The organism is Roseateles amylovorans (assembly GCF_025398155.2).
In the GTDB taxonomy this organism is placed as follows: domain Bacteria; phylum Pseudomonadota; class Gammaproteobacteria; order Burkholderiales; family Burkholderiaceae_C; genus Roseateles; species Roseateles amylovorans.
On record NZ_CP104562.2, the window covers coordinates 763,706 to 775,862 of the forward strand.

Here is a 12,157-nt window from a genome sequence, read left to right on the forward strand (position 1 = left end):
TGTCATTGACGTGATGCCGAGGCGCACCTGGCTGCCACCCCGTCGCCACCGCCACCGCCACCGCCATCGACATCGACATCGACCGGCCAGCCGACTGCCGACACTGCCGCCAGCCGCCAGCCGCCAGCCGCCAGCCGCCAGCCGCTTGGCGCTTGGCGCTTGGCGCTTGGCGCTTGGCGCTTGGCGCAGTGGTCGGCTTGTGACGAGGTGTGGCGTCGACCCCATGGCCTTCTGTGGATATCTGGGATGTCCCCGTCCTCTGTGGACAAGTCTGTTGGCACCATGGGCGCGGATGCTGCAAGTCCTTGTCACACCAGTGAAACAGTTGGTCTGCCTCGGAATGAGGCACTGTGAACCGATCCCGCCGATCCAGCGCGGCGACAGATGTCGCAGTGCAGACAAGGCCATTGCGACCGGGCTGCTGACGCCGTTGGAAACTCAGCGGTAACCTGTCGAAACTCCCCGGATCGGGGATTGCCGCTTCATAATCGCCCGCTGTAACTAAATTTCAGACAGAGACAAAACCATGTCCCGTGCCACCAAGATCGTCGCCACCCTCGGTCCTGCTTCCTCGTCGCCCGAGGTGCTGGAGCGGATGATCCAGGCCGGCGTCGATGTGGTGCGATTGAACTTCTCGCACGGCAAGGCGCAGGACCACATCGATCGAGCCCGCATGGTGCGTGAAGCCGCCGCCCGTGCCGGCAAGCAGGTGGCCATCATGGCCGACCTGCAGGGGCCGAAGATCCGCGTCGGCAAGTTCGAGAACGGCAAGATCGAGCTGATCAACGGCACGCCGTTCATCCTCGATGCCGCCCGCACCGAGCCGGGCAACGAGACCTGCGTGGGCCTGGACTACAAGGAACTGCCGCGCGATGTGAAGCCCGGCGACACCCTGCTGCTCAACGACGGCCTGCTGGTGCTGACCGTCGAATCGGTGCGCGGCACCCAGGTGCACACCATCGTCAAGCAAGGCGGCGAGCTGTCCAACAACAAGGGCATCAACAAGCAGGGCGGCGGCCTGACCGCACCGGCCTTGACCGGCAAGGACATGGAGGACATCAAGACGGCGATGTCCTTCCAGTGCGAATACCTGGCGGTGAGCTTCCCCAAGAACGCCACCGACATGGAAATGGCCCGCCAACTGGCCAACGTCGCCGGCGAGCCCTATCGCCACAAGCCCGGCATGATCGCCAAGATCGAGCGCTATGAAGCGATCCCGCATCTGGAGGCCATCCTCAAGGCGTCGGACGGCATCATGGTCGCCCGCGGCGACCTGGCGGTGGAAGTCGGCAACGCGGCGGTGCCCGCGCTGCAAAAGCGCATGATCCGCATGGCCCGTGAGCTCGACAAGCTCAGCATCACCGCCACGCAGATGATGGAGTCGATGATCACCAACCCGGTGCCGACCCGCGCCGAAGTGTCGGATGTGGCCAATGCGGTCCTGGACGGCACCGACGCCGTGATGCTCAGCGCCGAGACCGCCGCCGGCCGCTTCCCGGTCGAGACCATCGAGCAGATGGCCGCGATCGCGCTGGAGGCCGAGAACGCCGAGTTCGTGACCCTGGACACTGACTTCGCCAACCGCCAGTTCGGCCGCATCGACCAGTCGATCGCCATGGGCGCCTTGTTCACCGCCCACCACCTGGGCTGCAAGGCGATCGTGGCACTGACCGAGTCCGGATCGACCGCGCTGTGGATGAGCCGCCATCGCATCCATGTGCCGATCTATGCGCTGACCTCGCAGGTGCTGACCGATCGGAAGATGGCGCTCTATCGCAACGTCACGCCGTTGCTGATGCCCAACTTCGATGACCGCGACCAGGCGCTTCGTGCGGCCGAACAGCTGCTGATCGACCGCGGCGTGCTGATGCCCGGCGACACCTACGCCATCACCTGCGGCGAGCCGATGGGCTATCCGGGCGGCACCAACATGCTGAAGGTCTGCCGCGTCGCCTGACCCCAGGCCCCGCGCCAGGCGGCGGGGTCAGCTCGCGCGTGCCGCGCTCACCAGCGCGGCCACGCGCGGTGTCATGTTGAGCGGCACCAATTCCACCTGCTGATGCGCCCGGGCGAAGACCCGGAACAGCTCGTCCGCAAAGGCATGGCCCACGTCTTCGACGCCGGTGAAGTCCACCTCCGCGCGCTTGAACTGCGGCAGCCGGGCCGCCACGCGCCGCGCCTGTGCGCGCGAATCCAGCATCTGCCCCGGGCCCACCACCAGGTTGAGCATCACCCGGGTCTGGTCGAAGGCGATGCCGCTGCCGTCCACGCTCCACTGACCCAGCACCTGTTCCAGGGTGCGGGTGCTGGACAGCGCCACCGCCATATAGATCGAGCTGCCCTGGCGCGGCAGTCCGCGGCCGGCGGCCCAGGCATTGCCCTCCCAGGCGCGGCGCTGGAAGGCCTTGCCGTTGGCGTGGATGTCGAACACATCCGCCAGCTGCGAGCTGAAGAACAAGCCGCGGCCGGTGTGCGCCTGGGGTTGGGTGGTCAGCCGGCCCTTGCTCAATTCCAGCATCGCATGCTGGGCGTCGGTGAGCTCATAGGTGTCGCAGATCTTCTCGAAGACGCCGCAGCCGTCGTCCGACACCAGCAGTTGGGCATGGCTGGGGGTCTGGCGCAGCGACACCGTGACGCTGGTGCCGCCGCTGTGATCGATGGCGTTGTTCACCAGCTCGGTGAAGCCGTGCTGCACCATGCGCTGCACATGACGGGGCAGCGCAAGATGGGGCGCGAAGTCCCGTTGCCAGGCCACATCCTCCTGCAATTGGTGCAGCGTGTAGCTCCGCACCACCTGCCGCAAGCTGCCCGGGCCGTAGATCGGGCGCCGTGCGGTGCCGCTGCGGGTGAGCCAACCGGCGTCCACCAGACGGCGCAGGGCTGCGAGCGCGGCGCGGTGACTCGCACCTGTGCGCTCCTCGACATGCGAGGCCAGATCCAGCGCATGCTCGTTGGCAGCGGCAGTGATCCAGAGCGTGAGCTGGTCGATCGCAAGACGGGTCATGGCACTCCTGGTGAACCTGGACGCTGGCCGCCCTCGGGACGGCGACCCGGCCAGCGAGAACGATCGAACCGGGTCGTCACGGTGGCGGTCCTACCGTCACCGACAAAACGATCATCGCCGACTTCTATTCCGCGAGACGGATCCGAGGGACGCGCCCGGTCCCGCGCCGGGCGAAAGGCGCGCCAACCGGCCGACCAAGGCACAAAGTTTGCTGAGCCGCCTGGAGCGTTGCAGAAGGCTCATCGGCAATCGACCCGGTCAAGCGCCTGGGCGCGCTGGTACAACAGCGTACCGGTCACCTCCCAATGTGCGCAACCGAACAGACCCGCGAGTGGGGGAGTCCGGCGTTCCGAAGGGCCACCGGTTTGGGTGTCGTTACAGGTGCGGTCATCCCGGCTGGCTAGAATCTGCCGCAGTTACGGCGTGGTTACGGCGAGGTTTCAGCGTCGGTCCGCGGCCCAGGATTTTTCACTTCCTCGGAGATCTCACATGGCACTCGTTTCGATGCGCCAACTGCTGGACCATGCCGCCGAACACGGCTATGGCATTCCGGCGTTCAACGTCAACAACCTTGAGCAGGTGCAGGCCGTGATGGCTGCCGCGGACGCGGTCAATGCGCCGGTCATCCTGCAAGCCAGCGCCGGTGCCCGCAAATATGCCGGCGAAGCCTTCATCAAGCACCTGATCCAGGCCGCGGTGGAAGCCTATCCGCACATCCCGCTGGTGATGCACCAGGATCACGGCCAGACCCCGGCGATCTGCCAGGGCGCGATCGACCTGGGCTTCAGCTCGGTGATGATGGACGGCTCGCTGATGCCCGACGGCAAGACCCCCGCCTCGTTTGACTACAACATCGACGTCACCCGCCAGGTGGTGCAACTGGCCCACAAGGTCGGCGTGACGGTCGAAGGCGAACTGGGCTGCCTGGGCTCGCTGGAAACCGGCCTGGCCGGTGAAGAGGACGGCATCGGCGCCGAAGGCGTGCTCGACCATGCCTCGCTGCTGACCGATCCGGAAGAGGCGGCGCAGTTCGTCAAGGCCACCGGCCTGGACGCGCTGGCCATCGCCATCGGCACCAGCCACGGCGCCTACAAGTTCACCCGCAAGCCCACCGGCGACATCCTGGCCATCAGCCGCGTCAAGGAAATCCACGCCCGCATTCCCAACACCCATCTGGTGATGCATGGTTCGTCGTCGGTGCCGCAGGAGTTGCTGGAAGTCATCCGCCAGTACGGCGGCAACATGAAGGAAACCTACGGCGTGCCGGTCGAGGAGATCCAGGAAGCCATCAAGTATGGCGTCCGCAAGATCAACATCGACACCGACATCCGCCTGGCCATGACCGGCGCGGTGCGCAAGTTCCTGGCCGAGAACCCGGAGAAATTCGATGCCCGCGAATGGCTGAAGCCAGCCCGCGAAGCCGCCATGCTGATCTGCAAGCAGCGCTACATCGAGTTCAACTGCGAAGGCCAGGCCGGCAAGATCAAGGCGCGCTCGCTGGTCGACACTGCCAAGGCCTATGCCAACGGTGAGTTGGCCCAGGTCGTCCAGTAAGTCCTGACGACGGACGGGACGGGGGCGGCCGGCGCATGGCGCATGCCTTCACCTACGGCTCGCTGATGTGGGCCGACATCATGGCTCGCGTCTGCGGCGCCCCGTCCCTGGCCGAGCGAGCGCCGCTGCCCGCGACGCTTGCCGACCATGTCCGCCATCCGGTCCTGGGACAGGACTATCCCGGCATGGTGCCGGCCGATGGCCACGAGGTGCATGGCCGGCTCTATCTCGATCTGCCCGATGCGGCTTGGCCGCGGCTGGACGCCTTCGAGGGCCAGACCTATGAGCGGCGCGAAGTCCTGGTCACCGTGCCCGATGGCCGTTGGCTGCGGGCCTGGACCTATGTCTATCGGGAAGCGTGGCGCCATCAGTTGGGTGCGGGCGCCTGGGACGAGCAACGCTTCGAGCGCGAAGGCAAGGCCCGCTTCATCGCCAGCTATGTCGGCTTTGGCGCGGGGGCGGACGGTCCAGCGGGAACGGGTGACGGGTCGGTCGAGCGAGGCTGAGGGACATCGTCGCGGCACTGTCGCGGGACGCCTCTAAAATCCGCGCTTTCCCGCCCCATCGGCTACGCGCCGTCCGCTCATGACCGCCGCTCTGCACACCTCCTCGATCAGCTCTCTTCCCCTCATTGCGCGCGGCAAGGTGCGTGAGAACTATGCGGTGGGCGAGGACCGGATCCTGATGATCGCGTCGGACCGGATCTCGGCGTTCGACGTCATCATGAACGAGCCGATTCCGGGCAAGGGCGCGCTGCTGACCCAGATGGCGCTGTTCTGGTTCGACAAGCTCGACGGCATCGTCCCCAACCACCTCACCGGCGACGATCCGCTGTCGGTGGTCACCGAGGCCGAACAGGACCAGGTGCGTGGCCGCGCGATGCTGGTCAAGCGGCTGAAACCCCTGCCGATCGAAGCCGTGGTGCGCGGCTACCTGGCCGGCAGCGGCTGGTCCGAATACAAGGCCTCCGGCCAGGTCTGCGGCGTGGCGCTGCCGGCCGGCCTGCAGAACGCGAGCAAGCTGCCGCAGCCGATCTTCACGCCCGCCACCAAGGCCGAAATGGGCGACCATGACGAGAACATCGATTTCGATCGCTGCGTCCAGATCATCGGCCGCGAGCTGGCGGAGCGGGTGCGCGACATCTCGATCCAGCTCTACCAACGGGCGGCCGATTACGCGCTGACCAAGGGCATCATCATTGCGGACACCAAGTTCGAATTCGGTCTCGATGCCGACGGCACCCTGACCCTGATGGACGAGGTGCTCACGCCCGATTCCTCGCGCTACTGGCCCGCCCAGAGCTATGCCGTCGGCGGCAATCCGCCGAGCTATGACAAGCAGTTCCTGCGCGACTGGCTGGAGCAGGCCACGGTCAACGGCCAGCCCTGGGGCAAGGTCGCGCCGCCGCCGACGCTGCCGGCCGAGGTGATCGCCAACACGGCGAGCAAGTACCAGGAAGCGCTTGAGCGCCTCACCCGCTGAGACCGGCATGGACGCCGCCTCTGCCACTGCCGCCGCACATGCCTCTTCCGGTGGTGCGATCAAGTCCCGGCTGCTCAAGCAGCTCGACAGGGACATCGCCTCCGCCGCGTCCCCCATGGCCTCGGCCGGCGCCCGCGCCAAGCGCGCGATGCTGCTGGCGCGCCATGGCGCACTGACCGAGGCCCGGGAGGCGCTGACCGCGCTGCATCAGCTCTCTTTCCAGCATCCTCATCCGGAGATCGGCGCCTGGCTGCATCTGGCCGAGGGGCTGATGAGCTACTACAACGGTTTCGCGGTGCAGCCGGCGCAGGACCGCATCCTGCGCGCCCATGCGATCGCCGCGACGCATCCGGGGCTGGTGGAAGTGGAGGCCTTGTCGTCGGCCTGGCTGTCGCAACTGGCCTTCATTCGCCATGAGCCGGCGTCGGCGGTGGATTTCGCGCGGCGCTGCCTAGCGGCGGCCCGGCCGGAGCATCATGTCGCGCAGTCGCGGGTCTGCATGGCGATGGGGCTGTCCTGGCATTACGCCGGCGACAGTGAAGCCGCGCAGCGCTGGTATCTGCGCGCACGCCGCCATGCGGCCAGCGAGGGCGACGATGCCACGCTGTCCGCCCTGATGTTCAACATGGCCGGCATGCGTGCGGCCCATGTGCGCCGGGAGAGCCTGTGCAGCCCGGCGTCGCGGGGCTCGGAGCTGCTGCTGAGCGTGGATTCGGTCAGTCACTATGACGAGGCCGTCGGTGCCGCCATGATGAATGAGCTGACCCCGGTCCTGCGCGCCCAGGTGCTGACGGTGCAGGGCCGTTTCGAGGAGGCCCGCACCCTGTACGAGCAGCATCTGCCGCAGGCGATGTCGCTGGGCCTGGAGCGCCTGGGCAGCAGCCTGCTGTCGGACCTGGCCTGGTGCCGGGCCAACAGCGGTCAGCCCGAGCATGCCTTGCAGCAGGCGCGGGAAGCCGAGGTCGAACTCGATCCCACCTGCGAGCTCGACGATCGCGCCATCACCCACAGCCGCCTGGCTCAGACCTTCCGCCTGCTCGGCGAAACCGCCGACGCCGATCGCCACCAGGCGCTGGCGGATGAAGCCTGGGCGCAGTTCTCGGCCCAGCAGCAGCAATGGCGCGAGGTGCTGGCGGGGAGCGGGTTGGAGGCTTGAGGGCTGGAAGGTGTTGACGCGCCTGATGCGATGCCGGGCGGCGCATGACCGTTTCAGCGCCTCACGTCCGCAACTGCTTCGCCACAAACCGCCACACCATCCGCGAGGCATCGGGCCCGTCGGCATCGCTGAAGGGCTCCTTGGCGGCCCCGCCGCTCCACGCGTGGCCCAGGCCCTCGATCTCGACCAGCGTGGCCGCAGTGCGTGCGCCGCGCTTGAAGTCGGTCACCGTCATCGGGTGACGTCGCCCCCGCCGCACCGCGCGTGAACGCTGCGTCGGCGCGCCCGCCGCGAGCGCCCATTGCATCGCCGCCGCCAGGCCATTGCCCGGCACCACCACGCGGTCACCTCCGCCATGGATGACCAGCAGCGGGGGCCGTGCGCGAGGCGCCGTGCCAGACGTCTCGTTCGCCCCCCCGTTCGAAGCGCCGGAGGCCGCTGGATCGATCGACGGCTCTGCCGCGTTCAAGGCCGCCCGCAGATGCTGGCCCTTCATCGCGCGCCAGGCCGAGGTCGCCGAATGCGCGACGCCCGGCGGCACGCCCGAATGCATCACCACCGCCTTGAAGCGTTCCGGATGCCAGGCGGCCAGCAAGGCCGCCATGCCCGCGCCCGCAGACAGACCCGCGACGGCGACGCGCGCCCGGTCCGCGCCGTGCAGCAGGCAGACCTGATCGATGGCGCCGAGGATGAGGGCGGCCTCACCCATGGCCCGTCCGGACTCGATCTCGAACCAGTTCCAGCAGCTCTGCGGATTGGCCAATCGGCTTTGCTCCGGGTACAGCACCAGGAACCGCTCGCGCCCCGCGACACGGTTCATCCGGGTGCTGCGCGCGAAGCCTTCGGCATCCTGGCCGCAGCCGTGCAGCATCACCAGCAGCGGCAATCGCTCACCGGGGGCGACGCCGGGCGGTCGGTAGAGACGGAAACGTCGGACACCGGTACCGATCGTCGCCATGCCGGCGATCCATTCGCCCGGGCCGGGCGGCGGCCGGGCGATGGTCCGCTTCTTCGCGGCGCCCGCCGTGACGGCGCGAGCCAGTGCGGGGCTTTTCGCTCCGGCCGACGTTCCCGTTTGCGCGGCGGTCTTCATGGCGCGCACCACCTGGCGTGTCATGGCGCGCATGCCCCGCTGCCAGGCGGTTCTCAAGGACGCTGCGGCGGATCGTTTGGCCATGGGGTTCGGGCTTTCGGCAGGACGTGAGGAATGGCGCCCGATGGCTGCCCGTCAGGGGCAGCCGCCGACAGGACGCCGATGGCGCGCGACCAGCGGGCGAGGCGAGCGATGCAAGAAGGTCGGATCTGGATCGGTGCGACACGCGCGGAACACGGCGCACCCGCCCACAGGGCAATTGAAGCGCCATGCCAACGGGTTGTGAAGGCCCGCAGATGGTGCATCCTCACGCTGTACCGCTGTACCGCTGTCAGCTTGATGCACCTCCATGGCGGAATGCTTAGCGGGAAAAGCCGAACGCCGGCGTGAAAGGCCGTGTGCGGCCGTCCGGCCCGAAAGTGCCAGGCATCACCAGGCGTCTGCGTCATGCGTTGCTGCACGGCTGGACGCCGGATGCCGGCGTGCTGCTGATTGGCAAATCGCTCACGCTGCCGGGACTGCCGGCGCTGCCGGACATGGCGAGGTGGATGCGGGAAGGGCTGGATCAGGCGGCCGGGTGGTCGCCGTCAACCTTCTCGGAAGAACTTCAGCGGTGCCAGATCGGGAAACGCTGTCGGCCGTTTGGCCTGCGCCGCGGCGAAGGCCTCCATCAGGTTCTTGTTCTGCCAGATGGCCGCCTGCAGCCAGCCCATCTGCTGCAGGCTGTCCTTGACGCTGTGATCGCGGGCGTAATGGATCGCCTGCTTGCTGCCCCACACGGCCACCGGCGGCTTCTGTGCGATCTCCCGCGCGCATTGGAGCGCGGCGTCCACACACGCGGCCTGTGAATCGAACACCTCGTTGACCAGGCCTGCGGCCATGGCGCGCATGGCGCCGAGTCGACGCCCGGTGTAGGCCAGCTCCTTGACCAGGCCCAGCGGCATGAGCTTGGGCAGGCGCTGCAGCGTGCCGAGGTCGGCGGTCATGCCGATGTTGATTTCCTGGATGCAGAAGAACGCGTCTGCGCTCGCATGGCGGATGTCGCAGGCGGCGACCAGGTCCACCGCGCCGCCGATGCAGCCTCCGTGGATCGCGGCGATGGTGGGCACCCGCAGGTCGTCCAGCCGATTGAAGGCCTGCTGCATGTCGGCCAGCAGATCGACGATGGCGGCACGGCCCTCGGCACTGCGGTCATCGAGCTGGATCGCACCGGTCTTGAAGACGTCCAGGGACATGCCCGCGCTGAAGTGCTTGCCAGTCGACGAGATCACCAGCGCCCGCAGCGTGGGACTGCGATGCAGCTGTTGCAGCGCGTCCTCGAGTTCGCGCCACAACTGGGGAGACATCGTGTTCATCTCATCCGGGCGATTCAGCACCAGATGGGCGACACCGGCGTCTTCGGTCAAGGAAAGGCAGTCCATGGGCGTCTCCGTGAGCTGGTCGACCAGCGTGTTCGTGAGGGACGATGCTAGCTGTGGCCTGCGTGCAGCGGAGTCATCCAGGTGTCACCCTGCACGTGGAGCCGCGTTTTCCGATCGTCATGGCCCCTACCTCGCCTTGTATGCCTTCATCGCTTCGGGATCCGCGACAGGGGAGCAGGGGCCAATGTCGGGGACTTGAGGCTGCACGATGTGAGCCAGCACGGCCTGCTCGCTGATGAGTTGACCGAAGAGGCGTCCGCAGTAACTCTTTCTGTAGACCTCGACGGTCGGTGGGCACATCCAACCAAGGACTTCCAGCAACTCGGTGTGTCGCCCTTTGACCCTTTCCAAGAGCTCGGTCCAGTGTTGCGAAGGGCTGACGCGGTACCAGCCTTCGCTCCACACCGGTTTGCAGTGAGCGATCCGGTTACGCCAAGCTTTGACACCTTTGACCTTGTCGATCGCGGTCTTTCGGTTCTCGGCATGATTCCAATGCTTCCGGGGTTTCCGGGGGAAGTGCGGGAACACCTCGAAAAACGTCCTCGCCTGCACCGTGGGGGTCGGGAGTTGCTGCTCAAGGATGTTGGGCCACACGCCGAACGGCAGTGCGGCCACCACGCGATCTGGCTTGGGCTGGCGTTCAAGGCGAACCATCTGTTCGTCGCAGAGGAGCCGTTCCACCTTGAGGAAGGTTTCTCCCTCGAGCTTGTGATGGCCGAGTTGGTGGTCATACCAAGCAAAGGAATCGCTGGGGGTCGATGTTCCTTCGGTGGATTGTCTTGAAAGACTCAGATGAATCCGGTTGCGAAGGGTCACCTCGAATGTCTGCATCAGTGACTGGAGCGCCATGCTCATGGACTGCGCCCACAGTACCGCGCCCGCCGTTTCTTCAGCCGTCAAGGTGCGGAACACACGCCTGTACACGCCACTGCGGGGCGCCGAGTGTGACTCCAGGAATGCTTGGTAGGGCATTGGCTTCTCTCTCTGACCGTCGCTATACTCCAGCCCATAGACGGAAGGATCCGCCGCTCCCAACCTGGCTCAGGCCAGGTGCCGCCAAGCCCGTTTGGGCCCAAACTGGTGATGCCCCTTTCCGTACCAGAGCCTGCGCCACCCATTGGGTGGCGTTGTGCTTTCTGAGGCCCATTGGCTTGGGCCCATGGCCTTGAGTTGCCACAGCGCGCCCCTGACGATGAGCTCGCGTTGACGCGGCCACAGCAGCATCCTGAAGCGGGCATCTGAAGAAAATCAATCGTAGCGGGCGCTGGTTTTGGCGCTGTAGCCTTTGCCTCTACCAACTTGTCTCAGCGTCGCAAGACTGAGCGCTTCGACACCTGAATTCGCTACGCCAGTTCAACGAGAGAGCCAATGGCCCGCTCACGGCGCATTCGGCTTGGTGGTGATGTCGGGGGCATCAGCGAACGCTTCTTGCCGTTCGCTCAATCCTCAATCCACCTCAACGCCGACTCCGCGATCGCGACGCGCAGCGGCGTCCCGGGCGCAGGCTCCGGCGTGTCGTGGTCGCGCCAGAGGGTGAGCGTTTCGCCGCCGGGCGTTTCCAGCTCCCAGGCCACCCGCTGCTGACCGGGATAGCAGGCCCGCAAGGTCACGGGGATCGACATCCGGTCGGACCCGGATGCGGTGACGGCGTCGTCCAGCGCGAGGGCCTCGGTGGGCGCGATCCAGTGGCCGCCATCGCGCCGCCATGGGCCCTCCACCGTGCGTGCATCCAGCCGATTGAACATGCCGAGAAAGTCCGCCACCCGCCGGTTCGCCGGCGCGCGCCGCAGTTCACGCGGGGACGCACATTGCGCAATGACGCCGTTGAACATCACCGCCACCCGATCGGCCAGCTCGAAGGCCTCCTCCCGGTCGTGGGTGACGATGAGGCAGCTCTGGCCGAGCTCGCGCTGCAACCTGCGGAACTGACGCCGCAGCGGCAGCCGGAAATGCTCGTCCAACGCGGAGAAGGGCTCATCCATCAGCAGCAGCGTCGGCCGGGTCGCGAGCGCCCGCGCCAAGGCCACCCGTTGCCGCTGCCCGCCGGAGAGCTGCTGCGGCAGGCGATCGGCCAGCGGGTGGAGATCGATCAGGGTCAGCAGCTCATCGGCACGGGCGTCGGCCAGCGCAGCCTCCTGGCCCCGCGCCAGCGGACCGAAGCGGATGTTCTCCCGCACCGTCAGGTTGGGGAACAGCGCGTAGTGCTGGAACACCATGCCGATGTCACGGTGCCGTGCCGGCAGGGTGGTGATGTCCTGGCCGGAAATCTCGATGCGCCCTGCATCCAACGCTTGCAGGCCGGCGATCGAGCGCAGCAACGTCGTCTTGCCGCAGCCCGACGCGCCGAGCAAGGCCACCACCTCGCCCCGCGCCAGGCGGAGGTCGATGTCCTGCAGTACCGCGCGACCGCCCAGTGCCAGACGGGCGCGATGCACCGCGAGCTGCGG

10 protein-coding genes are annotated in these 12,157 nt (G+C 67.0%); 5 read left to right on the forward strand and 5 right to left on the reverse strand.

Going from position 1 to position 12,157, the window contains the following annotated elements:
* The first annotated feature begins 526 nt into the window (after positions 1 to 526).
* Positions 527 to 1,957, forward strand: coding sequence for a pyruvate kinase (gene pyk, locus N4261_RS03345; RefSeq protein WP_261758806.1), 1,431 nt, complete (start codon positions 527 to 529; stop codon positions 1,955 to 1,957).
* Positions 1,958 to 1,984: 27 nt separating this feature from the next.
* Here the strand turns inward: pyk and N4261_RS03350 are convergent, their stop codons facing one another.
* On the reverse strand, positions 1,985 to 3,004 hold the full coding sequence (locus tag N4261_RS03350) for an STAS-like domain-containing protein (protein WP_261758807.1): 1,020 nt from the start codon (positions 3,002 to 3,004) through the stop codon (positions 1,985 to 1,987).
* Positions 3,005 to 3,493: 489 nt separating this feature from the next.
* Here N4261_RS03350 and fba point away from each other — a divergent pair, with 489 nt between their 5' ends.
* The 4 genes from fba to N4261_RS03370 all read left to right on the forward strand — a co-directional run bounded on the left by fba (position 3,494) and on the right by N4261_RS03370 (position 7,196).
* Positions 3,494 to 4,558: a class II fructose-bisphosphate aldolase gene (fba, locus tag N4261_RS03355; protein ID WP_261758808.1), complete on the forward strand. Its 1,065-nt coding sequence runs from the start codon at positions 3,494 to 3,496 to the stop codon at positions 4,556 to 4,558.
* Positions 4,559 to 4,593: 35 nt separating this feature from the next.
* Complete coding sequence (locus N4261_RS03360; protein WP_261758809.1) at positions 4,594 to 5,064, forward strand: gamma-glutamylcyclotransferase family protein; 471 nt, start codon at positions 4,594 to 4,596, stop codon at positions 5,062 to 5,064.
* 79 nt (positions 5,065 to 5,143) lie between these two features.
* Positions 5,144 to 6,040 (forward strand): phosphoribosylaminoimidazolesuccinocarboxamide synthase, encoded by an 897-nt coding sequence (locus N4261_RS03365; RefSeq protein ID WP_261758810.1) that lies wholly within the window; start codon positions 5,144 to 5,146, stop codon positions 6,038 to 6,040.
* Between the two features lie 7 nt (positions 6,041 to 6,047).
* The gene (locus tag N4261_RS03370) at positions 6,048 to 7,196 is read left to right on the forward strand and encodes a hypothetical protein (protein ID WP_261758811.1); all 1,149 of its coding nucleotides are present in this window, start codon (positions 6,048 to 6,050) and stop codon (positions 7,194 to 7,196) included.
* Between the two features lie 61 nt (positions 7,197 to 7,257).
* On the opposite strand, the gene N4261_RS03375 is transcribed toward N4261_RS03370, so the two are convergent.
* The 4 genes from N4261_RS03375 to N4261_RS03390 form a co-directional block, all read right to left on the reverse strand.
* Positions 7,258 to 8,373 (reverse strand): extracellular catalytic domain type 1 short-chain-length polyhydroxyalkanoate depolymerase, encoded by a 1,116-nt coding sequence (locus N4261_RS03375; RefSeq protein ID WP_261758812.1) that lies wholly within the window; start codon positions 8,371 to 8,373, stop codon positions 7,258 to 7,260.
* A gap of 503 nt (positions 8,374 to 8,876) precedes the next feature.
* Positions 8,877 to 9,710 carry an enoyl-CoA hydratase-related protein gene (locus N4261_RS03380; protein ID WP_261758813.1) on the reverse strand — a complete coding sequence of 278 codons (834 nt, stop codon included), beginning with the start codon at positions 9,708 to 9,710 and terminating at the stop codon, positions 8,877 to 8,879.
* Between the two features lie 126 nt (positions 9,711 to 9,836).
* Positions 9,837 to 10,682 carry a hypothetical protein gene (locus tag N4261_RS03385; protein ID WP_261758814.1) on the reverse strand — a complete coding sequence of 282 codons (846 nt, stop codon included), beginning with the start codon at positions 10,680 to 10,682 and terminating at the stop codon, positions 9,837 to 9,839.
* 467 nt (positions 10,683 to 11,149) lie between these two features.
* Positions 11,150 to 12,145 (reverse strand): ABC transporter ATP-binding protein, encoded by a 996-nt coding sequence (locus tag N4261_RS03390; RefSeq protein WP_261758815.1) that lies wholly within the window; start codon positions 12,143 to 12,145, stop codon positions 11,150 to 11,152.
* Between the last annotated feature and the right edge of the window lie 12 nt (positions 12,146 to 12,157).

Coding starts and splice junctions, on each gene's coding strand:
- N4261_RS03380 (WP_261758813.1), bottom strand. CDS start 9,710: ATGGACTGCCTTTCCTTGACCGAAGACGCCGGTGTCGCCCATCTGGTG.
- N4261_RS03385 (WP_261758814.1), bottom strand. CDS start 10,682: ATGCCCTACCAAGCATTCCTGGAGTCACACTCGGCGCCCCGCAGTGGC.
- fba (WP_261758808.1), top strand. CDS start 3,494: ATGGCACTCGTTTCGATGCGCCAACTGCTGGACCATGCCGCCGAACAC.
- N4261_RS03365 (WP_261758810.1), top strand. CDS start 5,144: ATGACCGCCGCTCTGCACACCTCCTCGATCAGCTCTCTTCCCCTCATT.
- N4261_RS03350 (WP_261758807.1), bottom strand. CDS start 3,004: ATGACCCGTCTTGCGATCGACCAGCTCACGCTCTGGATCACTGCCGCT.
- N4261_RS03375 (WP_261758812.1), bottom strand. CDS start 8,373: ATGGCCAAACGATCCGCCGCAGCGTCCTTGAGAACCGCCTGGCAGCGG.
- N4261_RS03370 (WP_261758811.1), top strand. CDS start 6,048: ATGGACGCCGCCTCTGCCACTGCCGCCGCACATGCCTCTTCCGGTGGT.
- pyk (WP_261758806.1), top strand. CDS start 527: ATGTCCCGTGCCACCAAGATCGTCGCCACCCTCGGTCCTGCTTCCTCG.
- N4261_RS03360 (WP_261758809.1), top strand. CDS start 4,594: ATGGCGCATGCCTTCACCTACGGCTCGCTGATGTGGGCCGACATCATG.